This is a genomic window from Cyanobium sp. BA5m-21, assembly GCF_024346235.1.
Taxonomy (GTDB): domain Bacteria; phylum Cyanobacteriota; class Cyanobacteriia; order PCC-6307; family Cyanobiaceae; genus Cyanobium_A; species Cyanobium_A usitatum.
The window spans coordinates 26402-48934 of the sequence record NZ_JAGQCO010000009.1; the positions used below are offsets into that span (position 1 = coordinate 26402).

Consider the following 22533-nt stretch of genomic DNA (forward strand, 5'->3'; position numbering starts at 1 on the left):
GTCGTCAGGTGGTGGTGCGGTTGGGAGTGTTCTGCTGCAACCAGTTGTCGTAGGCATCGGGCTCGTGCACTACCACGTTGGAGCGCATGCCTCCGTGGTATGGCCCGCAGAGCTCGGCGCAGATGATCGGATAGGTGCCAGCCCGAGTGGCGGTAAAGGAGAGCACGGTTGGCTGGCCTGGAATTACGTCCTGCTTGAGACGGAACTGGGGCACCCAGAAGGCATGGATTACGTCACGGGCTTCCATGCGCAACTCAACTTGTTGACCGGTGGGCACATGCAGTTCGCCGCTGGTTATATCTGAGCCTGGATAGTGAAAAATGAAGGCAAATTGCATAGCGGTTACCTCAACAGGTAAAACCGGACCAGAAGGCGCTGCGTCCATGCCGGCTACGCCGATACCACCCCAAACCCGGCCAGCCGTATCCCCTTCATTAACACTGACCTGCTGCATTGCCCCGTGATCCATGGCCATGTGATCGTTGAGCGTCGCCATACCGCCCATCCGCTCATAAATGTCGTAGCTGTATAGACCGACAAACAAAACAACCACTGCGGGGATTGCTGTCCAAACAATCTCAAGGGGCAGATTTCCCTCTATTGCCAGCCCATCACTGACATCGCCGCTGCGGCGCCTAAATCGAAACAAGCTGTAAACCAGCAGGATCACGATGCCGAGAAACAGCACGGTACCAATGCTGAATAAAACCTTAAATAGATCGTCGTAGGTGGATGCATTGCTGCTGGCGCCAAGCGGCAGCATGTTGACGTTGTAGCCAACCCAAAGCCCTGTCAGCACAAGGGCTGTGGTGGCCGTGAGCACAGCTAGGGCGGTGCGAATTGGCACGGTGCTGTTTGAGCTTCCAGCCAGCCTATGGCCGCTGGCTGCGATGTGCGGGTCGATCTTTGCCTTGGTTGGCAAATCAACGCCTCAGCCTCTGGCAAGCAGGGCTGATGTTTTCACTTCGTGATCTGGGCAATTAAGAGTCCCTCGTTTTGATCAACTTGGTTAGCTTCTTTGGACTCCGGGATGGTCGTTTCCGTGACGACAGATCTCCAATCACCCCTAAACCCAAGCATTCGCAGCAGGCCGGACCCTGTTTTGACCCAGAGGCTTGCCTTACTTGCTTCCCATCTAGTGGTGGCCTTGGTGGCCTTGGTTGGCATCGGCGGTGCCACCAGGGTTATGGAGGCGGGTCTGGCCTGTCCTGACTGGCCCCTTTGCTACGGCCGCCTCCTGCCAGGTCGTCAGATGAATCTCCAGGTGTTTTTGGAGTGGTTTCACCGCCTTGATGCCTTCGTAGTGGGAGTGGCCCTGCTGGTTCTTACGGCAGCGAGTTTTTTCTGGCGGCGACGCCTGCCCGCTTGGTTGCCCTGGCTGGCTGCTGGAACGCTATTTCTGGTGTTGGTTCAAGGGGGCCTGGGGGCTCTCACCGTCACCCAGCTACTGGCAGCGCCTTTAGTTACTGCCCATCTCGCCACGGCCTTGCTGCTGGTTGCGCTCACAAGTGGCCTTTACCAGCGCCTGGCAATGGCGGATAGGGCCTCGATCAGTCCTCCGCTTTGGTGGCAGCTGCTGGCGAGCTTGGCTCTGGTGCTGGTGTTCGCCCAGTGCCTGCTGGGTGGAACCATGGCCAGCCAATGGGCGGCAGATCGGTGTTTTAGTGCCGGCAATGGCTGCCGCTGGCTGCTTGCTCACCGCCAGCTCGCCATGCCAGCAGCTCTCGCCGTGCTGGCCCTAGCTGCAGCAACCCTGCTGTTGCCCCCAGGTCAGGGTCAACTGCCCGGCCTCGCCCAGGGAGCGGCCGTTTTGGTGCTGGCCCAGGTGAGCCTGGGCATTTGGACCTTGAAGCTCCAGCTGCAGGCGCCGCTGGTGACGATCGGCCACCAACTGCTGGCAGCGCTGCTGGTCGCTCTGCTTGCAGCGGTGCTCGCCCGTTCCCTTGGCAACTCAGGCCAGACCTTGCCCATGTCTCAAACGTCTTCCGAGGTGGCTCATGGTTAGTGCAACGATCACAGCTCCAATCGCCGTTGCCCCGGCGATCCGCCCCTCGGTGAAATTGCCGGCCTGGCTTGAAGTTGCCAAGCCCCGGCTCATACCGCTGCTGCTCGCCACCACCCTCGGTGGCATGGCACTCAGCAGTGGCGATGCACCCGCCGCCAGCACGATCATCTGCACCCTGGTGGGGGGCAGCCTGGCTTCGGCTGCGGCCGGAGTGCTCAATTGCCTTTGGGAACAGGATCTCGATGGGCGCATGCAGCGCACTAGTCGCCGGGCCCTGCCCTCTGGTCGTCTGGCCCAGCGCCAGGCCTTTGCCCTAGCCATTGGCCTCACCATCCTGTCGGTGGCAGTTCTGGTTATGGGCGTTAATCCCCTGGCTGCCAGCCTTTCCCTGTTGGGGCTCTGCAGCTATGTGCTGCTTTACACGGCCCTGCTCAAGCCGCGCACCAGTCAGAACATCGTGGTCGGCGGGGTGGCCGGGGCTATTCCGCCCTTGGTGGGAGCTGCCGCTGCCACCGGCTCCCTTGGCTGGGCTTCCTGGTGGTTGTTTTCCCTGGTGATGTTGTGGACGCCAGCCCACTTCTGGGCCCTTTCCCTGCTGCTCAAGGACGATTACCGCTCCGTGGGCATCCCGATGCTTCCGGTGGTCAAGGGCGTGGCGGTTACGACTCGGGCCATCAGCCATTACGCCTGGGCCACTGTTGGCTTGAGCCTGCTTGGGATCGTGGCGCTGCCAACGGGTGGCTTGCTTTATGGCTTGATGGTGCTGCCCTTCAACGCCCGCCTGCTGCAGCTGAGCTCCCAGTTACGCAGCCAGCCTGACGAACCCCAACGGGCCAAGGCCATGTTCCGCTGGTCGATTTTCTATTTATTCGGCATCTGTGCGTTGCTTTTGTTGGCCCGCCTACCGCAGGCAGCCCTGCTGGGCCCCCAACTGTTCAACGTCCCCTTTGCTGCCTTGCCTACATTGGTCGGCTGATTGGAGCGGCTTGAGTCGGTGATCGAACTGCAGCAGCTCTGCAAACGCTACGGGGGCAAAAAGGCGGCAACTGCCGTCATTGCCCTCGACAACCTTTCCCTGCAAGTACCGGCCGGCAGCCTCTATGGCCTGCTTGGTCCTAACGGTGCTGGTAAGACGACCGCCTTGCGCATCCTTTGCACCCTGCTGGCCCCTGACAGCGGCAGCGTTCGGGTAGGCGGCGTTGATGCCCTGGCCGAGCCCCGGGCGGTGCGTCGCTTGTTGGGCTACGTGGCCCAGGAGGTAGCAATCGACAAGATCCTCACCGGCCGCGAACTGCTGCAGCTGCAGGGTGATCTTTATCACCTGACCCCAGCTGCCCGGAACCGGCGCATGGACGAGCTGATCGAGCTGCTCGGCATGGCCGACTGGATTGATCGGCGTTGCGGTAGCTACTCGGGCGGAATGCGGCGCCGGCTCGATCTGGCCGCTGGCCTGCTGCACAGCCCCAAGGTGCTGGTGCTCGATGAGCCCACCGTCGGCCTTGATATCGAGAGTCGCGCTGCGATCTGGTCCGTCTTGCGTCAGCTTCGCGATGGCGGCACAACTGTGCTGCTTAGCAGCCACTACTTAGAGGAGGTTGATGCCCTGGCTGACCATCTGGCGATCATCGAGGCTGGCAAGGTCATCGCCGAGGGCGCTCCTGCTGTGCTCAAGGCCGCCTTGGGTGGTGATCGAGTGACCTTAAGGGTGCGTGAATTCAGTGATGCCGACGAAGCTGAGCGGGTGCGCAGCCTGCTGCACGATTGCGCCGGGGTACGCCAGGTGGTGGTGAACCGGGCCCAGGGCTACTCCCTGAATCTGGTGATTGAGCACGATGGCGTTGTTGAGCAGCTGCGCCGCCAATTGGCGGCAGCCGACCTGCCGGTTTTCGCCCTCGCCCAGAGCCGCCCCAGCCTCGATGATGTCTATCTCCAGGCCACCGGCCGCACCCTGATGGACGCGGAGCTGGCGGTGGCCGGCAGCCGTGATCCCAAGGCTGAACGCAAAGCGAGCATGTGATGACCACAACCCTTCCAGGCCCCCAACCCGAGGCATCCGCCTTGGCCGAGATCAGTCAAGAAACCCTGGCCCTCACCCGTCGTTTGTTCGTACAGCTGCAGCGTCGGCCTTCCACCTTGGTGGCGGGGGTGCTGCAGCCCCTGATCTGGCTGGTGTTGTTTGGCGCCCTGTTTGCCAAGGCTCCGGCGGGCCTGCTGCCTGGCGGCATCAGCTATGGGCGCTTCCTTGGCGCAGGTGTGATCGTGTTCACGGCCTTCAGTGCGGCCCTGAACGCCGGCCTGCCATTGATGTTTGACCGCGAATTTGGCTTCCTCAACCGGCTGCTGGTGGCGCCGCTGCGCTCGCGCAGCTCGATCGTGTTCGCCTCGGTGCTCTACATCACCACCCTGAGCTTGGTGCAGAGCCTGGCGATCATGGGCACTGCCGCATTGCTGGGTTACGGCTGGCCTGGTGGTGCTGGGCTGCTGCTGGTATTGGTCACCTTGCTGTTGTTGGTTTTTGCAGTCACGGCCCTGAGCTTGGGGCTCGCTTTTGCGCTGCCAGGCCACATCGAGCTGATTGCGGTGATCTTTGTGGCCAACCTGCCACTGCTGTTTGCCAGCACCGCTTTGGCTCCGTTGTCGTTCATGCCTGCCTGGCTGGGCTGGCTAGCGGCCCTTAATCCCCTTACCTTCGCGATAGAACCGATTCGTGCCGCCTATGCGGGACAGGTCTCTCTCACCGCAGTGGTGCTGGAGGCCCCCTACGGCCAGCTCAGCAGCGCCACCTGCCTAGGGGTGCTCGCCATACTGGCCGCCGGGTTGTTCCTGCTGATTCGGCCGCTTTTGGATCGCAAGCTCACCTAGCAGGTCCTTTCGTGACGCAGCCCTCCAGATTCCCCCCGTCCGACCGTCCCGACTTAGGGGACCGTTTGCTGGCGGCGGTTGCAGAACGGGATCAGGCCATGGCCCAGCGTCTGGTTCAGCAGTGGGCGCACCGCAGGGGGCTGGCGGCCCTCGAAGCCCTGATCTCCGGACCACTGTGCGTGGGCCAAGGAGTAGGGGCGGCTGAGTGGCTGCGCTCCCAGGCTGGCCTGGAGACCAACCCTGAGCCCAGCGTGCAACGAGTTGAGCAACCAGTTGAGCAACGGCCTGTGCTGGCCCTTGTGCAGGATGCCCTAGCTCCGGCAGCGCACAATGCCGCTCCTGCGCCCTTTGCCCATGCTTCCCTGCGGGCCTGGCTGCCAGATGCTGAAGAGCTCGATGACTTTCACCTTCCCCTGGCCAGCTGAGTGAAACCCTCCGGTTTGATTGTGTCGGTGCAGGCCCCCGAGGGATCTCCGATGCGCGATCCCGATGTCATCGCCGCCATGGCAGATGCCAGCTTGCGCAATGGCGCCTCTGGGGTGCGTCTGGAAAGCCCAGAGCACATCGGCGCTGTTCGTCGGCGCTGCCCAACGGCCCTGATCGTGGGCCTATGGAAGCGCAGCTACCCAGACAGCTCGGTGTACATCACCCCGGGGTGGGAGGAGATTCGTGCTGTTTGGGCTGCTGGTGCCGATGTGGTGGCGATTGATGCCACCGAGCGCTATCGCCCCGGGGGTGAAAATTTGGAGGGTCTGATCGCCCGCGCCCAGCGGGAGCTTGGTGCTGTGCTGATGGCCGATGTGGACAGCGTTGCCAATGGTCTGCGTGCCGCCGAGCTGGGTTGCAGCTGGGTCGGCACGACCCTTTATGGCTACACGGAGTCAACCTCAGGCCAGAAGCCACCAGCCTGGGATCTATTGCCCCTGCTGCGGCAGCAATTACCCAACGAGGTGAGTCTGATCTGCGAAGGCGGCATATCAAGCCCCCAGCAGGCCCGCCAAGCCCTCGACCTCGGCGCTGATGCCGTGGTTGTGGGCACGGCAATCACCGGGGTCGATTTGCAGGTTGCTGCCTATGTACGGGATGTGCTGGCCGGCTGAGCAGCCTGGGATCACATCATCCCGGGCATGCCCATTCCACCCATACCACCCATTCCGCCCATACCTCCCATACCTCCCATGTCGCCGCCGGGGGCTGCTTCGGGTTCGGGCTTATCGGCGATCACAACCTCGGTGGTGATCAGCATGGAGGCGATCGAGACCGCGTCTTGAAGGGCTAGGCGCACCACCTTGGCCGCATCGAGAATGCCAGCGGCCAGGAGGTCTTCGTAGACGCCGCTTAGGGCGTTGTAGCCCTTGCCCAGCCGCAGGATCTCAGCTGCCACCACTGCGCCATCGGCGCCCGAGTTGTGGGCGATCTGGCGCACGGGCTCGGCTAAGGCCCGCTTGACGATCTCGACGCCGGTGCGCTCATCGCCCTGGCAGCTAGCCGCCAGGCTGCTGAGCCCTTCGGCCAGCTCCAACAGGGTGCAGCCGCCACCAGCAATGATTCCCTCCTCCACCGCAGCGCGGGTGGCGTTGAGGGCGTCTTCGATGCGCAGCTTGCGGTTCTTGAGCTCGGTTTCGGTGGGAGCACCCACCTTGATCACGGCCACCCCTCCGGCCAGTTTGGCGATCCGCTCCTGGAGCTTTTCGCGGTCATAATCGGAGTCGGTGTTGTCGAGCTCTCGCTTGATTGAGGCCACCCGATCAGCAACGACTGCCTGGTGCTCACCGCTGGCCACGATCGTGGTGCTGTCCTTGGTGATGGTGATGCGGCGGGCCTGACCGAGCTCGGCTAGGCCGGTCTTGTCCAGGGTCATGGCCTGGTCTTCGCTAACGACCGTGGCGCCGGTGAGTACGGCGATGTCGCCAAGCATGGCCTTGCGGCGGTCCCCGAAGCCAGGGGCCCGCACTGCTGCAACCTGCAATACGCCGCGGTTTTTGTTAACCACCAGGGTGGCGAGAGCTTCGCCCTCCACCTCTTCCGCCAGGATCAGCAGGGGCCTGCCGCCCTTGGAAACCGCCTCCAGCACGGGCACCAGGTCGGTGATGGTGCTGATTTTGCGGTCGGTGATCAGGATCAGGGCATTTTCAAAGACGCATTCGCGCCTCTCCTGGTCGGTGACGAAGTAGGGGGAGCTGTAGCCACGGTCGAAGGCCATGCCCTCGGTGATCTCCAGTTCGGTGGCCAAGGAGGTGGACTCCTCAACGGTGATGACGCCGTCAGCGCTCACCTTGTCCATGGCCTCGGCGATCATCCGGCCGATCTCTTCGTCGTTGCCGGAGCTCACCTCGGCTACCTGGCGAATCGCTTCACCGGCGACGGGTTGGGCCCTCTCGGCGATGCCCGCCACGATCTGGGCTGTGGCCTTTTCCATGCCGCGGCGTAACACGACCGGGCTGGCGCCGGCAGCTACGTTTCTGAGGCCTTCGCGGACCAGTGCCTGGGCCAGCAGGGTGGCAGTGGTGGTGCCGTCGCCGGCGGAGTCCTTGGTCTTGCTGGCCACCTGCTGCATCAGCTTGGCGCCAACGTTTTCGAAGGGATCTTCGAGTTCGATCTCCCGGGCGATGGTGACGCCGTCATTAACGATCTCGGGCGCGCCGAATTTCTTTTCGAGCACCACGTTGCGGCCGCGGGGTCCGATGGTGACCTTCACCGCGTTGGCCAGGGCATTGACACCACGCTCAAGGGCACTACGGGAGGCATCTGAAAAGCTGATCAGCTTGGCCATGAAAACGCTGGAGACTCAGTGGAGTCAGGGTCCCACAGCGGACCACCGCCGGGCCAACGGAGCGGGGTGGGGAAAGCCGAATCTCCTGTTCAGGGAAGACGGCAGGCTCTCGCTGCAGGAGGTACCTTCGAACCATGGAAGAACTGCTGCAGCAGACCCTCGAAAGCGCCGTCACTGAATCGGCCCTCGACCCAAGCACCACCGCCGATGGCATGGTGTTCCTCCTGATCGCCGCCCTCGGCCTGTTGATGGCCTTGGTTTACGTGCCGATCCGCCTGTTCCTCACCCTCACCGCCCGCAGTCGCCGCCTGCGCCTGCTGCAGCGGATTCGCCGGCTGCGCGAGGAGTTGGCTCAGCCGCTCACAAGCTCTTAACGCATCACCATGCCGCCATCCACCTGCAGCACCTGGCCGGTGATGTAGGCGGCAGCCGGGTCGGCGGCCAGAAAGCGCACTGCACCTGCCACCTCGGCGGCGCTGCCCATCCTCCCCAGGGGAATCGCCGCGAGGATCGGCTCCTTGTCGAGTTCGGCGGTCATGTCGCTCTCGATGAAGCCCGGGGCAACGGCATTGACGGTCACACCCCGGGCTGCAAATTCAGCCGCATTGCTGCGGGTGAGGCCGATCACCCCGGCCTTGGCGGCGCTGTAGTTGGCCTGGCCTGGATTGCCCATCAGGGCCACCACTGAGGTGATGTTGATGATGCGGCCGCCTCGGGCCTTGAGCATGGCCCGGCTCACAGCGCGGGTGCAAAGAAACACGCCGGTGAGATTGAGGTTGATCACGCTCTGCCAGTCGGCGGTTTTCATCCGCATCAGCAGGCCGTCGCGGGTGATGCCGGCGTTGTTAACCAACACGTCGAGCCGGCCGCCCCTAGCGAGCACCGCTTTGACCATGGCGTCGACCTGCTCTTCATCGGCTACATCAGCCCGATGGCTCCAGGCTTCGCCCCCGGCAGCAGTGATCTCAGCCACGACCGCTTCGGCTGCATCCGGGGAGCTGGCGTAATTCACCACTACTTGGGCGCCGGCCGCTGCCAGCTCAAGGGCTATGGCGCGACCGATACCCCGGCTGGCACCTGTAACCAGCGCCACTTGGCCGGCCAGGGGGGCTGGGCTGGACATCACGGCACTCGACATCGCGGCACTGGGGTTTGTGGCGCTGATCGTATGGCCTGACTATCCCCCGAACCCCAATTATCCCAGTCCCAGGGCGGCGAGCACCTCGGCGTGGCCAAGTTGGCTGAGGTTGGCGGCGCTGCCGAGCCCCTGCACCCCAGCACGGCTGGGCAGACTGCCGGGATCCCGGCCCAAGGCCACCAGCGGCAGGCCGAGCAGCAGGGCCAATTCGATGGCTACGGGGTCGCTGGCTAGCACCACATCGGCACTGGCGATCTGGGCGGCGCGCTTACGCATATCTCCAGTCCCAGTGCCAGCTAGTGCTGGCACGGTCCGCAGGTTGGGCAGCTTGCTGCGGATCTGGGCGGGTAGGTCTTGCCATTGCTGGGCTGGCCAGTCGCCGCCAGCAGCGGAGGGGGCCAGCAGCAGGGCCGGTCCATCGCCACTGGGTAGGGCCGCGCTGGCGGCCTCCAGATCGGCCGGGGCGATCGGCAACCGGAAAGAATCAGCCTCGAGCCGCACCCCGATGGGCCGCAGTAAGGCTTCAAAGGCCTGGTTGGCCCAGCCGCCCTCGATGGGGGTGATCCGCTCGGTGGCGGAAAAGCCACTGCTGGCCACCCGGGTGGGGATGTGGCTCATCGACAGCATCAGATCCATCTGGCGGCTGGGCGCCAGGTTGAGGCTCACCTGAAAATCAGGCTCCCGCACCGAGCCCATCAAGTTGGCCCAATCGGCAAGGGTTGCCTGCTCGTAGGTGAAGGGCATGGCCCGTTCCACGGCTGGATGCAGGGACCAAAGGGGAACCGCCGCCAACGGACAGACCACCTGAACGTCGGCATGGAGTTGGTCGGCGACGGCAGCAACGGCTGCAAAACTCTGCAGCTGCTGGCTGCTGCCGCCCGGAATCAGAAACAGGGCGCGCATCGCAAACGACACAGGTTCGGCGGCCTGATTGTATGGATCAGATTCGGATTGACCCGTCTCGCGGGAGTCGCTTGTGCATTTGCTGATCGCCGCAGCCGGCAGTGGACGCCGCATGGGGGCCACCGGCAACAAGCTGCTGTTGCCAGTGGCGGGGCGGTCGGTGCTGGCCTGGACCCTCGATGCGGCCCTCGCCTGCCCCGCCATTAGCTGGATCGGCATCGTGGGCCAGCCCGTTGATGCAGCCGCGATAGCGGCGATCGTGGCTGAAGCTCAGCCTGACCTGCCGGTGCAGTGGATTGAGGGTGGTGACACCCGTCAGGAGTCGGTGAGCCGGGGGCTGGCGGCCCTGCCGGCAGCTGCTGGTGGTGTGCTGATCCACGACGGGGCTCGCTGTCTTGTCGAGCCAGAACTGCTGGCCCGCTGTGCCGCTGCGGTGCAGCAAGGCGCAGCGGTGATCGCCGCCACCCCCGTAACCGACACGATCAAGCAGGTGGATGGAGCTGGCACCATCACGGCCACCCCAGATCGCAGCTGGTTGTGGGCAGCCCAAACTCCCCAGGGTTTTCCTGTTCAGCAGCTGCGGGCTGCCCATGCAACCGCCACGGAGCAGGGCTGGAGCGTCACCGACGATGCGGCCCTGTTTGAGCGGCTGGGTTTGGCGGTGCAGGTGTTGGAGGCGCCTGCCTCCAACATCAAGCTCACCACCCCCTTCGATCTCACCGTGGCAGCGGCGGTGCTTGCTTCGCGCTGCTGATCCGCAGCTGGCCGCTGCTGCCATCGAGCTCGGCCCAGGCACCTAGGGGTAGGGCCGCATTGCCGGCCACATGACCAACGGGCAGGTTGCTCACCACGGGGATGCCTAGATCGCTTGTGCGCTCGCGTAGCACCTGCTCGAGGCTGAAACGATCTGCTTCGGCTGGGTTTTCATCGCAGTCTGTGAACTGCCCCAGGCCGATGCCGGCCAGCTGCTGCAGCCCACCGCAAAGCCGCCAGTGGGTGAGCATGCGCTCGATTCGGTATGGCGCTTCGCTTACGTCTTCGAGCACCAAAATGGCGCCGCGCAGATCCGGCAGATACGGCGTACCCAGCAGGTGGGTGGCCACGGTGAGGTTGGCGGCTAGCAGGGGGCCTGCGGCGCTGCCGCCACACCAGCCCTCACCCTGGAGGTCGCCCAGGGGTTCGCCAAACAACAGGCACCGCAGCCGCTCCTGGCTCCAGGCGGGTTCGGCGGGCAGGGTGGTGAGCAGCGGCCCGTGGATGGCACCTCCCTGCCCCTGGGCTAGTTGGGCCCAGAGCAGGGAGGTGACGTCGGAGAAACCAAGCAGCCAGCGAGCTGGCTGGGCCAGGGGTGCTTCCAATAACCGGGCCGCTCCCCAGCCGCCCCGCACACAGGCCAGCAGTTCGGCGCCCCGCCTGGCGGCCGCTTCCAGGTCGCCGCGTCGCTGTTGGTCTCGGCCGGCCAGATAGCCCCACTGGCGCCCGTGCAGGGGCGTGCGCTCCACCTCCAGCCCCCAGCCCTCGAGCAGGGCAATGCCCGCCTCCAGGCGCGCCAAGGCGTCTTCGCCCAGCAGGGCTGAGCTTGCCGCCACCAGCTGCACCCGATCCCCTGGCCGCAGCGGTGAGGGCTGACGTATGACCTGGCTCATGGCAGCTGCCCCAGCACCAGGGCAAGCAGCAGCAGCCCTCCCAGCTGCACCTGGCGGCTGAAGTGGCGGCCGTAGGCGGACCTTGGCAGGTTGGGGCGGCGCAGCAGGGCGGCTTCGCGCTGCATGCCGGCTGCTGCCAGCAGACCCAATGGCCAGCTGATCCAGCCGCATCCCTGCAGGCCGGCGGCTAGCCCCAGGGCCAGGGCGGCGAGGCCGTAGCTGATCGCCACCGCCAGGGGGGCCCGGCTGCCCAGGCTGAGGGCACTGCTGCGCACGCCGATGGCCCGGTCGTCATCCCGGTCGGCCATGGCGTAAACCGTGTCGAAGCCGAAGGTCCAAAGCAAGGTGGCCAGCCATACCAGGGCCAGGGGCCAGCCGCCGGCCAGGGAGCCGGTGGCAGCGGACCAGGGGATCAGCACCGCAAAACCCCAGCAGAGGGCCAGTACCAGTTGGGGGTAACCAAACCAGCGTTTAGCAGAGGGGTAGAGCAGCACTGGCGGCAGGGCCGCGATTGCTAGCAGCAGGCAGAGGTTGCGACTGGCGGCGGGCAACCCCCACATCAGCACCAGCAGCACTGCCAAGGCGACGACAAGGCTGAGCAGCAGCAGGCCTATCGCCTCGCCAACGCCAACGCGGCCATCGGCCAGGGGACGACTGCGGGTGCGCTCCACTAAGGGGTCGATGCGGCGGTCCCAGAGGTCGTTGGCGATGCAGCCGGCCGCGCTCACCGCCAGTCCTCCCAGCACGATCAATCCCACCAACAGCGGCGCCGGTGGGGCGTTTGGGGTGAGCCAGAGGCTCCAGCCAGCTGGAATCAGCAGGATCAGGCGGCCACTGGGCTTGTGCCAGCGCACCAGCTCCAGCCAGGCCCCCAGACGGTTGCCGCGCGTCAAGTTGGCCATGCCCCCTTTTCGTCGTGCCGCACCCTAGGTGTGCCGGTGGGACGGGCCGTGGGTGGCAAAGTAGCGCCCCCAGTGGCAGTTGCTGAGCTAGATGGTTCAGGCCCCCAACCTTCAGCAGTCCGGTCGCCGCCGGGTGGCCGCTATTGACATCGGCACCAACTCGATTCACCTGCTGGTGGCAGAGGTGGATCCGGAGCTGAGCAGTTTCAGTGTGGTGCTGGCTGAGAAGGCCACCACCCGTCTTGGCGAAAGGGATCCCCATAGCGGTGACCTCAGTGCCGAGGCGATCGAGCGGGCTTTTCGCACCCTGCGCCACGATCGCGATCTGGCCCTTAGCCATGGGGTGGAGCAGATCGTCACGGCGGCCACCAGTGCCGTGCGGGAGGCCCCCAATGGCAGGGATTTCCTGGTGGCGCTGCAGGAGCAACTGGGCCTGGAGGTGGATCTGGTAAGCGGGCCCGAGGAGGCGCGATTGATCTACTTGGGTGTGCTTTCGGGCATGGCTTTCGGCGACCAGCCCCACTTGATAATTGATATCGGTGGAGGCTCCACCGAATTGGTGCTGGCCGATGGCCGCGACGGCCGCTCCTTCAGCAGCACCCGCATCGGCGCGGTGCGCCTGCAGCGGGAGTTTTGTCAGCAGGACCCCCTTCCGGTTGAACGTCGCTCCTTCCTGCAGGCCTATATCCAGGGCGCCCTCGACCCTGCCGTAGCTGAGGTGAAGGCGGCGCTGCGCCGGGGCGAACAGCCGCTGATGGTGGGCACCAGCGGCACAGCCATGGCCCTAGCGGCGCTGGCGGCTGCTGAAGATCCCAAGCCGCCGCTGAAGCTGCAGGGTTACAGGCTCAGCCGCGAGCGCATCGACCAGCTCACCGCCCGGCTCCTGGCTATGACGCCGGAGCAGCGCCGTGCCTTGCCCGCCATAAACGACCGTCGGGCCGAGATCATCGTGCCAGGCGCCCTGATTTTGCAGACGGCGATGGCGATGCTCGGTGTGCGGGAGCTGGTGGTTTGTGATCGGGCCCTGCGGGAGGGCCTAATCGTGGACTGGATGCTGCGCAACGGCCTGCTGGGAGATCGCTTCGCCTTCCAGAGCACTATTCGCCAGCGCACCGTGCTGCACCTGGCCCAGCGCTTTGGTGTCGATCGGGCCCGGGCCGATCGGGTGGCCGCCCATGCCCTCAGCCTCTACGACCAGTCGCGGGGGCTGCTGCACCACGACGAGGGGCCGGGTCGGGAGCTGCTCTGGGCCGCCGCCCAATTGCATACCTGTGGCAAGAGCATCAATATCTCCGCTTATCACAAGCACAGCTGGTATTTGATCCGCCACGGCGAGCTGCTGGGCTACTCCGAATCCGAGCACCTGATGGTGGCGGCGATTGGCCGCTATCACCGCCGCAGCCTGCCGAAGAAGCGCCATGAGTCGTGGCAGCTGATCGAAGACCGCGACCAGCGCCGCACCGTTACGTCGATGGCCTTGCTGTTGCGGTTGGCGGCGGCCCTAGATCGCCGGCCCGCTGCGGTGATTGCGACCCTGCAGGTGAGATCAAGGCAAAATGATGTTTGCGTTGACCTGGAGCCCCTGGCGGCCGCCCCTGGTGAGCCAGCTCCGGATCTCAGCTTGGAGCGCTGGAGCCTGCGATCCTGCGCTGAAGTGGTGCAGGAATCCTGCGGCCTTGGTCTCAGGGTGCCGGAGCCCTGAAGCTGCGCCAACGCACCTGATCAATGGGTCCCAGGGGTTGAGGAGCACCGCCTCCTATTCGGGTGCGAACCAGGTCGGGACGGCCTGCCAGCACCTCAAGCCCTTGGCCCAGGGGGAAGCTCCGCTCACCTGTGAAGGTGCCACGGAAGAGAGTGGTGCCGGTTTTTGTTTTTATTTCGAGCCAACTGGGCTGGCTGCTCGTCAGTTGCAGCTGATCGGGATTGAGGCTGCCGCTTTCCCTATCCCTGCTCCTATGTACTGGGGAAATCTCGGTCAGCAGCTGGGGCTGCGTTTGCTGCTGGGTTGGGCGGGCCTGGTGACGCTGCCACTGCTGCCAGCCCACGGCGCCGGCGCCACTGAGGGCGACCAGGATTGCTGCTGTGATGGCCAGTCGGCCGCTGGTTTGTGCCGGTCTGGTTGGGGCGCGCTGGGTGAGTTCGGCCACCTTGATCGGCTTGGTTTGAAACTGGCCGCTATCTCGCAGGGTTTTCAGGGGGCCATCGATGTTGATGGCCAGGCTGCTGGCGATTCTGCGGGCCTGGGCGATCACAAATACCGGTTCCGGCAATCGACCGGCGTCGGCTTCTTCCAGGGCCTGAAGTTGTTCGACTCCCATGTTTAGACGGGCTGCCAGCACGGCCAGTTCGAGACCTTGGACCTCTCGGCCCTGCCGCAGCGTCTGCCCCAGGCAGCGCAGGGCGGATAAGGTCTCGGGATTGGGAGAATCTGACACCACAACAGCGAGCTCAGCAGATTTAGACATTCTGCAGGCAAATTTGATGCGGTCCAGTCGTTGAAATGGGCGATACTGGATTCGAACCAGTGACCCCTTCCGTGTGAAGGAAGTGCGCTACCGCTGTGCTAATCGCCCGCACCTCCACAGCTTAAAACACCACAGGCAGTCGATCGGTCACCATGGGCTAAGAGCCAGTCGCATTGCGTGAGCGCCAACCCCGAAGGAGCCGATCCCAAGCCAGCAACGGCCCCTGTGGACTTGAGCCAGCCAGTGGATGTTGATCAGCCAGTGGATGTTGATCAGACAGTGGACGTATTGGTCGTGGGAGGCGGGGTGTGCGGTACGGCCCTGCTGTTCGAACTGGCTCGCTACACCGATTTGGGCCGCATCCTGCTGGTGGAGCGCTACGACGCCCTGGCCAGGGTGAACTCCAAGGCCACCAACAACAGCCAGACGATTCACTGCGGCGACATCGAGACCAACTACACGCTCGAGAAGGCGGTGCGGGTGAAGCGCACCGCCGAGATGATCGTGAACTACGCCGAGCTGCTTGATCCAGCCAGCCGCGAGCTCTGTGTGTTTCGCACTCCAAAAATGGTGCTGGGGGTGGGCGAGCACGAGTGCACCTTCCTGCGGGAGCGCTTTGCTCGCTTCTCACCCCACTTCCCGGCAATGGAGCTGCTCGAGAAGCCGCAGATCGCCGAGTGGGAGCCCCAGGTGGGACTGGTGCAGGGGGAGTTGCGCCCGGAGGAGCTGGTGGCGATCGGCATCCGCCGCACCTACACCGCCGTGGACTACGAGGAGCTATCGGCCTCGTTCGTGGCCCAGGCGGCGGCGGCGGTGGCTGGAACGCCGCGCCAGCTCACGGTGCAGCTAGGCACCAGCGTGGTCGCGATTACGCCTGAGGGCGACGGCTACCGGGTGGAACTGGCCCCCACCCCCGGCTGCTCCAGCGCCGCCAGGGAGGCTCCGCGCTCGGTGCGGGCCCGGCACGTGGTGGTGAATGCCGGAGCCCACAGCCTGCTGATGGCCCAGCGCATGGGCTACGGACTGGAGTATTCCTGCCTGCCCGTGGCCGGCAGCTTTTACTTCACGCCGGATTTGCTCCGGGGCAAGGTTTACACGGTGCAGAACGACAAGCTGCCCTTTGCCGCCATCCACGGCGACCCCGACGTGCGAGCCCCTGGCAAAACCCGTTTTGGCCCTACCGCCCTGCTGCTGCCTCTGCTGGAGCGCTACAGACCAGCCTCGTTTTGGGAGTTTCTGAAGGTGCTGCGGCTCGATTGGGCAGTGCTCGCCGTGTTCTGGCAGCTCTTTCGCATCGCCGATATCCGCAATTACATCTTTAAAAATCTGCTGTTCGAGGTGCCCTGGCTGAGGCGGCGATTGTTTTTGGCAGATGCTCGCAAGATCGTGCCCGACATGCGCTTCGAGGATCTCAACTTCGCTGAGGGCTATGGCGGCGTGCGACCCCAGCTAATCGATAAGGCCAACCGCAAGCTGATGCTCGGCGAGGCCAGCATCGCGGCCCGGCCCGGCCTTGTGTTCAACGTCACCCCTTCCCCTGGGGGCACCTGCTGCCTGGGTAATGCCGCCCGCGACCTGGAGGCGATCGTCGAGCGGCTGGGCTGTGGCTTCGATCGGCAGCGCTTGGCCAGGGAGCTTTATGGCGAGGCGGACTGAACGTTTTCAGCTAGCGCCGCCGCGGAAGAGGTGATTGTGGCTAGCTGAGTAGAGGCGAGAACGGGCCTCCGCCGGCGCCGCCAGCGCCGGGCTCACCACGTAGAGGGTGGTGCGGATCAACTGCCGTTCCTGGCTCACCCGGGCCATGTCGGCCAGGGGAACCACCTTGATCCACTCATCAGGCCAGCTCACCCGGTAGCCAATGGCTACGGGAGTGTCGGCGGGGTAGTGGCGCAGCAGCTCGGTTTGCACCTCTTCGACGTGGCGAGCACTGAGGTAGAGGCATAGGGAAGCGCGCAGGGCGGCAAGCCGCTCCAGGGCCTCCCGCTCCGGCACGCCGGTGCGTCCGCCAGCGCGGCTCAGCACGATCGTCTGCACCAGGCCAGGGATGGTGAGCTCGCTCTGCAGGGCCGATGCGGTGGCCTGGTAAGCACTCAAGCCGGGCACCACCTCCACGCCGATACCGGCATCGGCCAGGCGGCAAATTTGCTCGGCGATGGCGCCATAGAGGCAGGGATCACCGTCGTGGAGCCGCACCACGGTTTTGCCGGCCCGGGCCCGATCCAGCACCACCTCCATCACCTGCTCCAGCGTGAGGGTGCTGGTGCGCACCTGCTCACAGCCCTCGGGTGCCAAGGCTGCGATCTGGGGATTGATTAGGGAATCGGTCCACACCAACACCTCTGCCTGCTCCACAAGGCGGGCGGCGCGCAGGGTGAGCAAGTCGGGTGCGCCGGGACCGGCACCAACTATCCAGACAGGCTTGTTATTCAAGTGGCTACTCCACTGGGGTCGGGCAGGGGGCGGTGGCGGCGGTAGAGCCACCAGAGGCCAACGCCGCCAAGGGAAATCAAAAGCAGGCTGACCAGCTGGGCCATGCGCAGGCCGCCATCACAGAAGGGCGGCTCGGAGAGCAGGCAGAGGGGGTCGAGGCGCAGCCCTTCAATCCACACTCGCCCGCTGCTGTAGGCCATCAGATATACGCAGCTGAGTGCTCCTGGCAGCAGCTGAATGCGGCCGCGACTGGCGGCCCGAAATAGCGCCAGCAGGAGGGCGCACACCCCCAGATTCCAAAGGGATTCGTAGAGGAAGGTGGGGTGAAAGTAGAGCTGCTCAAAAAATTCAGCTGGGCGGCTGGCCGCGGGGATCTGCAGTTTCCAGGGAAGATCCGTAGGCAAGCCGAAGGCCTCGGAATTAAAGAAATTTCCCCAGCGGCCGATCGCCTGGCCGAGGGCCACGGAGGGCATCAGCACATCGAGCAGTTGCCAGAAGGGCTGCCGGCGCCAGCGGCAGAACAGCATCGTGGCCAGGGAGCCGCCCAGCAGGGCGCCGTGGATGGCGATGCCTCCGCGCCATATCGCGATCGCATCAAGCCAGTTGCTGGAATACTGGCGCCACTCGAGGGCGACGTAGTAAATGCGTGCTCCGATCACGGCTCCCAGCACCATCAGGGGCAGGAGATCGGCAATCAGGGATGGCTCAATGCCTCGAGCCCGGCCGAGCCGGGTGGCCAGGCTGAGGCCCAGCAACACGGCCACGGCGATGAGCAGACCGTACCAGCGCAAGGAAAAGGGGCCCAGCTGGAAAACCAGGGGCCCCGGGGAGGTGAAGGTGGCAAGCACGCTGCTCAGATCAAGCCTTCAGCAGCCTGAACCTTTTCAACCTGGCGCTTTTTGAGCACCAGCAAGATCTGGGCCAGGGCGATTGCGGCAAAGAATGCCAGCAAACCGTAGATGCGCACAGGGTTTTGCAGCACAACCTCGGCATCAATCTGTCCGAAGCCACCCACGTTGGGGTCGTTGGTGATCGGTGAACCGGCAACTACTGCATCACCAACCGCCGCCACGATGGTGGGGCCAGCCGGCACGGTTTCAGTGGCCGTAGTGCCATCTGCGGCGGTGATCTCCACCAGGGAAGCGCCGTTATCACCGGCAGTGATTGCTGACACCGTGCCAGTTACGGAGGCGTTGAACACGCCGTTGTTGCTCTTTTCGCCGGTGGGATACACCTGGCCGCGGCCACGGTTGCCGCCCACATGCAGCTGGTATTTGCCGAAGTGGATGCTGCTGTCGGTGGCGGGATCAGGAGAGAGAATCGGGAAAACGATCTCTTGGTGCTCATCACCGGAGATCGGGCCCACCAACAGGATGTTGGGTTGGTCGTCGGAATACTGGGTGTAATAAATGCCGGCAGTTTCCTCCTTCAGCTCCTCGCTGAGCCGGTCTTGCGGGGCAAGGGTGAAGCCATCTGGAAGCATCACCACAGCGCCGACATTTAGACCGGTGCGGCTGCCATCGCCGGCCACCTGCTGAACGCTTGCGTCGTAGGGGATTTCCACCACGGCCTTGAACACCGTGTCAGGGAAGATGGCCTGGGGCACTTCCACCCTGGTGGCCTTCTTGGCCAGGTGGCAGTTGGCGCAGACGATCTTGCCGGTGGCCTCCCGGGGGCTGGCGTAGTTCTGCTGGGCCCAGAAGGGATAGGCCCAGCTGGGGCTGGCGCCGGTCAAAAGCACGGCGAAGGCGATCAGGGAGCCGAGCAGCAGGGAAAGGGAACGACGCATCACGAGATCAGGCGACAGACAGGGAGAAGAAAAGCTGGATCGGGGTAATCAGGCCCACCAGGGCTTGTCGCCGGTGCGGAAGTCGGTTTCGCTCCACTGGCTAAGGAAAACGTTGTCGTTGTCTACAGAAACGTGAGCCAGGGCCAAGGAGAGGGGCGCTGGACCGCGCACCACTTTGCCGGTGGCGTCGTACTGGGAGCCGTGGCAGGGGCACATGAACTTATTGGCACCGCTGTTCCAGGGCACTACGCAGCCAAGGTGAGTGCAGATGGCATTGATGCCGTAGCTGCCGATGGCATCATTGCCCTCAACGAGCAAGTAGGTCGGATCTCCCTTGAGGCCCTGCACCAGGCTGAGATCGCCCTCCTTGTGGCTGCTGAGCCAGCCGCTGGCAGTGACGCTGTTGCCGAGTTCGTCTTTAGCGGTGGTGCCGCCGCCGCCGCCTGCCGCCTTGGGGGGGATGAAATAACGAGCCACTGGATAGAGGGCACCCAGGGCCACACCGGTCACAGACCCGAAGGTCAGCAGGTTCATGAACTGCCGGCGGCCCATTCCGGGCACATCACCGTTGGAGGCGCTATTTGAAGCGCTCGCTGGCATCTGGGTCATGAAGACGCGCCGGGACAATGTGGCGCTCATTATGAACCTTGCCTGTGCGGCTCCGGGGCGGTGCAGCCGGCTGGCCCCTGGGCCTGCAACATGCTGTTGTGCAATCCGTCGCGTGAGCTTGGGCGTGTCCCTGCCCTCCAGTGCCCTCCCCCCACCCCCTGAGCCAGGTTCGCCCCTGTCTGCGCAAGAGGTTTGGGATCTGCTGCAAACCCGTTGGCAGGTTTCCTACGACCTGCAGCTGGTGCAGCGTCGCGGCCGGCTCTATCTACAGGTGATGTGGGCCTACTTAGAGCAGCAATCCTTTCCGCTCACGGAGGATGGCTACCGCAGCAAGCTCGAGGAACTGGTGGGTTTGCTCAATGGCCTAGGCGTAGCCGAGCAGGTGCGCAGCTGGCTCGGCACCACCTCCGATAAGCCGAGACAGGGCAAGGCCATGGGTCTGGCGTTGGAGATCCCGGCCGGCCGGGCCAGCGAATTTTTGCTCTAGGCAGGCCGCAGCCGTTCGGTGCAGGCCACCAGGCCAACGCCGATTAGGTAGAGGGCCGTGATCGCCCCGGAGAGCAGCAGCATCGTTACGGGGTCGGTGGAGGGGGTCAACACGGCCCCCGCCAGGGCACTTGCCAACACCACCCAGCGCCAACCCGCCAGCATGGGCTGGGCCTTCACCAGGCCAAGGGCGCCGAGCAACAACTGCAGCACTGGCAGTTGAAATGCCAGCGCGGTGGCCACCATCAGCAGCAGCACGAAATCGAGGTAGCGCTCGATCGACCAACTCGGTTCGACCACGTCGGCGCCGTAGCTCACCAGGAAGCGCAGGGCTGCGGGCACCAGGGCCCACCAGGCGAAGGCCAGCCCCGCCGCAAACAGCACCGCCGAGCCAGCTACCGCCGGGGCCACCAGCCGCCGCTCCCGCCGGGTAAGTCCCGGAAGCACGAACCCCAGACCCTCGTAGAGCACGTAGGGCAGGGCCAAGGTGAGCCCGGCGTAGCCCGCCACTTTGAACGACACAAACAAAAATTCGCCCGGGGCCAGCTGCAGAAAGCGGATGCCCTCCGCTGGCACTTCCAGCAGCCGCACCAATGGTTTAACGGCGACAAGGCAGGCTGCTGCCGCCACCACTACCGCCAGCAGGCTGCGCAGCACGCGGCGGCGTAGCTCCTCGAGATGGTCCACCAGGCTCATCTCCACCTCGGCTGGAAATTCTCCAGGCTCCGAGTCGGGCGCGGCGCGGCGCTTGGCTGAAATTTCGGGTTCGGCGCTCATCGTTTCTGCTCCATCAGCAGGCTAAGAGCCCGCTGAGGTTCTCCCCACAGCACGGAGCCGCCACGATGGCGCACGGTACCGGGGGCTGCACCAGGAATGCGTTGTAACTCCTCGGTGGGCACCATCACCACCGGCACCCGCCTGTTGCCCCGGCCCCTGCTGTAGTGAGAGGCCAGATCGGCTGCTGCCTGCAGATCCGCATCGCTGGCCAGTCGCTCCGAGCTTTTCAGCACCACATGGCTGCCCGGCAGCTCCTGGGCGTGGAACCAGAGATCGCCGCGGCGCGCCTGGCGAAAGGCGATCCATTCGTTTTGGCGGTGGTTGCGGCCAATTTGTATGGACAAACCGGAAGGTGTGTGCAGCTCCAGGGGTTGGGGCACCCCCTCGATCGCCCCAGCCCGACGCCTCTGGCGACTCCCCGCCGGTTTGCGCTGGCCGCGCTCAGCCAGTAGGGCTTCGAGCTCGCCAACCAGGCTGCCCACCTGCTCGAGGCTGTCGGCCTGCTCCAGGTAGGTGAGGCTGGCTTCGAGGCTTGCTAAGCGCTGCCTGTGCTGCTCCAGCCTGGGGGTGATCGCCGCCACCGAGCGCCGCCGCTTGCGGGCGGTTTTGTAGAGCTTCTGGGCCTCTTCAATGCACTGGCGGCTCGGCTGTAGCTGGCTGAGCAGGGCATCGGCGCGGCGCTGCAGAGCTTCCCCTTCAGGCACCGCATCCAGCAGGGCTTGCTGCTCGCTGGCCTGGCGGCTTTCGCGCTCGAGTGTGGCCTGCAAGCGGTGCTGCAGCTGCTGGCGCTGCTGCACAAGCAGCTGGGCGCCGAGGTGCTCGCTGAAATAGGCGGCCATGCCTTGATTTATTGCCAGGGCTGGATTTGCGGCAGGGGTATCGCCGCTGGATCCAGCCCAGCAGCGGTAGCCGGCCGGTTCGAGCTGCCAGCTGAATCGCCCCATCTGCACGGCTTCAAGCCACTGGCGCCAGCCTTGCCACAACTGCTGCCATTGCTCCGGACTGATGCTGTCCACGCTCAGTTCGCCCCAGCCGCAGGGCAGTAGCTGGCGCAGTAAGGCCGGACTCATGCCCTGGTAGGCATCGCGCAGGGCCTGCTGCAGGGGCAGGGGCACTAGGCGCAGACGGCGCTGCCAGCTGCCAAAGCTCTCCTCCAGCCGCGGCGGCTCGCCCGCCAGGGGCGGGGGCGGTTGGTAAGGGTCGCCGGTGCCGATTGGCCGTAGGCGTGATTGCTGGGGTTTCACCTGGCGGGCCAGGGCCACTACCTGGCGGTCGGCGTCGAGCAGCAGCAGGTTGCTGTGGCGGCCCATCAGCTCCACCACCAGCCAGCGCAGCACGGGCTCACCGGGACGCCTGGCGAAGCCGAGCTCCACCACCCGCTCCCAGCCCTGCTGTTGGATTTCGATGAGGGCCAGACCCTTGAGGCCGTGCTGCAGCTGCTGGGCCAGGGTGCTGCCATCCCCTTGGCGGGGTGGCGGCAGGATCGTGTGCAGCCGAGCCGCTTCCGCCTGCCAGCTGAGCTCGAGCCAGTGGCTACCGCTGAGGCTGCGCAGGCCGATCTGCAGGGCCTGGGGGCTGGCCTGCTGGGCCTTCTCGAAGCGACTTGGCAGCAGTAGCGGCCGCCACTCGGCCAGCACCGCCCGCAGGGTCGTGACGTCTACTGCCTGAAGGCGGGAGGGTGCCTGAAGGCGGGAGGGAGACACGGCTTGGCAGGGCAACACGGCTTGGCAGTGCAACACGGACGCTGG

Annotated in this window: 24 protein-coding genes and 1 tRNA gene; 11 read left to right on the forward strand and 14 right to left on the reverse strand. The window is 64.9% G+C overall.

The genetic code is table 11. The features are described 5' to 3' along the window. Positions 1–4: 4 nt before the first annotated feature. Positions 5–847: a cytochrome c oxidase subunit II gene (locus tag KBY72_RS04510; RefSeq protein ID WP_396121810.1), complete on the reverse strand. Its 843-nt coding sequence runs from the start codon at positions 845–847 to the stop codon at positions 5–7. 255 nt (positions 848–1102) lie between these two features. Here KBY72_RS04510 and KBY72_RS04515 point away from each other — a divergent pair, with 255 nt between their 5' ends. The 6 genes from KBY72_RS04515 (at position 1103) to KBY72_RS04540 (ending at position 5967) form a co-directional block, all read left to right on the forward strand. After that, positions 1103–2005, forward strand: coding sequence for a COX15/CtaA family protein (locus KBY72_RS04515; RefSeq protein WP_254960149.1), 903 nt, complete (start codon positions 1103–1105; stop codon positions 2003–2005). Then, positions 1998–2981: a heme o synthase gene (locus tag KBY72_RS04520; protein WP_254960150.1), complete on the forward strand. Its 984-nt coding sequence runs from the start codon at positions 1998–2000 to the stop codon at positions 2979–2981. Before KBY72_RS04515 ends, KBY72_RS04520 begins: the two co-directional genes overlap by 8 nt. Before the next feature lie 18 nt (positions 2982–2999). Beyond that, the gene (locus tag KBY72_RS04525; protein WP_396121812.1) at positions 3000–4022 is read left to right on the forward strand and encodes an ATP-binding cassette domain-containing protein; all 1023 of its coding nucleotides are present in this window, start codon (positions 3000–3002) and stop codon (positions 4020–4022) included. After that, positions 4022–4867 carry an ABC transporter permease gene (locus KBY72_RS04530; protein WP_254960151.1) on the forward strand — a complete coding sequence of 282 codons (846 nt, stop codon included), beginning with the start codon at positions 4022–4024 and terminating at the stop codon, positions 4865–4867. Before KBY72_RS04525 ends, KBY72_RS04530 begins: the two co-directional genes overlap by 1 nt. A gap of 98 nt (positions 4868–4965) precedes the next feature. After that, positions 4966–5292 carry a hypothetical protein gene (locus KBY72_RS04535; RefSeq protein ID WP_254960152.1) on the forward strand — a complete coding sequence of 109 codons (327 nt, stop codon included), beginning with the start codon at positions 4966–4968 and terminating at the stop codon, positions 5290–5292. After that, the gene (locus KBY72_RS04540) at positions 5293–5967 is read left to right on the forward strand and encodes an N-acetylmannosamine-6-phosphate 2-epimerase (protein ID WP_254960153.1); all 675 of its coding nucleotides are present in this window, start codon (positions 5293–5295) and stop codon (positions 5965–5967) included. It abuts the gene before it with no gap. An 11-nt stretch (positions 5968–5978) separates the two neighbouring features. On the opposite strand, the gene groL is transcribed toward KBY72_RS04540, so the two are convergent. Further along, positions 5979–7640: a chaperonin GroEL gene (groL, locus tag KBY72_RS04545; protein WP_254993143.1), complete on the reverse strand. Its 1662-nt coding sequence runs from the start codon at positions 7638–7640 to the stop codon at positions 5979–5981. A gap of 134 nt (positions 7641–7774) precedes the next feature. Here groL and KBY72_RS04550 point away from each other — a divergent pair, with 134 nt between their 5' ends. Continuing rightward, entirely contained in the window at positions 7775–8014 is a 240-nt protein-coding gene (locus KBY72_RS04550; protein WP_254960271.1) for a hypothetical protein, read from the forward strand. On the opposite strand, the gene fabG is transcribed toward KBY72_RS04550, so the two are convergent. Beyond that, positions 8011–8763 (reverse strand): 3-oxoacyl-[acyl-carrier-protein] reductase, encoded by a 753-nt coding sequence (gene fabG / locus KBY72_RS04555; RefSeq protein WP_254960155.1) that lies wholly within the window; start codon positions 8761–8763, stop codon positions 8011–8013. The genes KBY72_RS04550 and fabG overlap by 4 nt on opposite strands. 72 nt (positions 8764–8835) lie before the next feature. Further along, positions 8836–9681, reverse strand: coding sequence for a lipopolysaccharide heptosyltransferase family protein (locus tag KBY72_RS04560; RefSeq protein WP_254993144.1), 846 nt, complete (start codon positions 9679–9681; stop codon positions 8836–8838). 73 nt (positions 9682–9754) lie between these two features. On the opposite strand from KBY72_RS04560, the gene ispD reads away from it, so the two are divergent. Then, a complete protein-coding gene (gene ispD, locus KBY72_RS04565; protein ID WP_254960157.1) occupies positions 9755–10435 on the forward strand; it encodes a 2-C-methyl-D-erythritol 4-phosphate cytidylyltransferase in 681 nt (226 codons plus the stop codon). Here the strand turns inward: ispD and KBY72_RS04570 are convergent. Together KBY72_RS04570 and KBY72_RS04575 are read right to left on the reverse strand one after the other, a co-directional pair. Then, positions 10398–11327, reverse strand: coding sequence for an LD-carboxypeptidase (locus KBY72_RS04570; RefSeq protein WP_254960158.1), 930 nt, complete (start codon positions 11325–11327; stop codon positions 10398–10400). The genes ispD and KBY72_RS04570 overlap by 38 nt on opposite strands. Continuing rightward, positions 11324–12229, reverse strand: coding sequence for a 4-hydroxybenzoate polyprenyltransferase (locus KBY72_RS04575; protein WP_254960159.1), 906 nt, complete (start codon positions 12227–12229; stop codon positions 11324–11326). The genes KBY72_RS04570 and KBY72_RS04575 overlap by 4 nt, the downstream gene beginning before the upstream one ends. Positions 12230–12320: 91 nt before the next feature. On the opposite strand from KBY72_RS04575, the gene KBY72_RS04580 reads away from it, so the two are divergent. Then, positions 12321–13931, forward strand: coding sequence for a Ppx/GppA phosphatase family protein (locus tag KBY72_RS04580; RefSeq protein ID WP_254960160.1), 1611 nt, complete (start codon positions 12321–12323; stop codon positions 13929–13931). Here the strand turns inward: KBY72_RS04580 and KBY72_RS04585 are convergent. Together KBY72_RS04585 and KBY72_RS04590 are read right to left on the reverse strand one after the other, a co-directional pair. Further along, entirely contained in the window at positions 13912–14664 is a 753-nt protein-coding gene (locus tag KBY72_RS04585; protein ID WP_254960161.1) for a helix-turn-helix domain-containing protein, read from the reverse strand. The two genes, KBY72_RS04580 and KBY72_RS04585, sit on opposite strands and share 20 nt — an antisense overlap. Positions 14665–14730: 66 nt before the next feature. Continuing rightward, positions 14731–14802: transfer RNA gene (locus tag KBY72_RS04590), tRNA-Val, on the reverse strand. Between the two features lie 69 nt (positions 14803–14871). On the opposite strand from KBY72_RS04590, the gene KBY72_RS04595 reads away from it, so the two are divergent. After that, complete coding sequence (locus tag KBY72_RS04595) at positions 14872–16350, forward strand: FAD-dependent oxidoreductase (RefSeq protein ID WP_254960163.1); 1479 nt, start codon at positions 14872–14874, stop codon at positions 16348–16350. A gap of 6 nt (positions 16351–16356) precedes the next feature. On the opposite strand, the gene cobM is transcribed toward KBY72_RS04595, so the two are convergent. Genes cobM through petC form a run of 4 tightly spaced genes read right to left on the reverse strand, consistent with a single transcriptional unit; the run spans position 16357 to position 19522 of the window. Beyond that, positions 16357–17124, reverse strand: a complete 768-nt coding sequence (gene cobM / locus KBY72_RS04600; RefSeq protein WP_254960164.1) for a precorrin-4 C(11)-methyltransferase — start codon at positions 17122–17124, stop codon at positions 16357–16359. Further along, a complete protein-coding gene (gene lgt, locus KBY72_RS04605) occupies positions 17121–17981 on the reverse strand; it encodes a prolipoprotein diacylglyceryl transferase (RefSeq protein ID WP_254960267.1) in 861 nt (286 codons plus the stop codon). The genes cobM and lgt overlap by 4 nt, the downstream gene beginning before the upstream one ends. Further along, entirely contained in the window at positions 17978–18913 is a 936-nt protein-coding gene (gene petA, locus KBY72_RS04610) for a cytochrome f (protein WP_254960165.1), read from the reverse strand. Before petA ends, lgt begins: the two co-directional genes overlap by 4 nt. A gap of 48 nt (positions 18914–18961) precedes the next feature. After that, positions 18962–19522 carry a cytochrome b6-f complex iron-sulfur subunit gene (gene petC, locus KBY72_RS04615; RefSeq protein WP_254993145.1) on the reverse strand — a complete coding sequence of 187 codons (561 nt, stop codon included), beginning with the start codon at positions 19520–19522 and terminating at the stop codon, positions 18962–18964. A gap of 130 nt (positions 19523–19652) precedes the next feature. Here petC and KBY72_RS04620 point away from each other — a divergent pair, with 130 nt between their 5' ends. Then, positions 19653–20009: a DUF3067 family protein gene (locus KBY72_RS04620; protein ID WP_261359466.1), complete on the forward strand. Its 357-nt coding sequence runs from the start codon at positions 19653–19655 to the stop codon at positions 20007–20009. On the opposite strand, the gene tatC is transcribed toward KBY72_RS04620, so the two are convergent. Both tatC and KBY72_RS04630 read right to left on the reverse strand, forming a co-directional pair. Then, on the reverse strand, positions 20006–20785 hold the full coding sequence (tatC, locus tag KBY72_RS04625; RefSeq protein WP_254960170.1) for a twin-arginine translocase subunit TatC: 780 nt from the start codon (positions 20783–20785) through the stop codon (positions 20006–20008). The genes KBY72_RS04620 and tatC overlap by 4 nt on opposite strands. Beyond that, on the reverse strand, positions 20782–22488 hold the full coding sequence (locus KBY72_RS04630) for an NFACT family protein (RefSeq protein WP_254960173.1): 1707 nt from the start codon (positions 22486–22488) through the stop codon (positions 20782–20784). Before KBY72_RS04630 ends, tatC begins: the two co-directional genes overlap by 4 nt. Between the last annotated feature and the right edge of the window lie 45 nt (positions 22489–22533).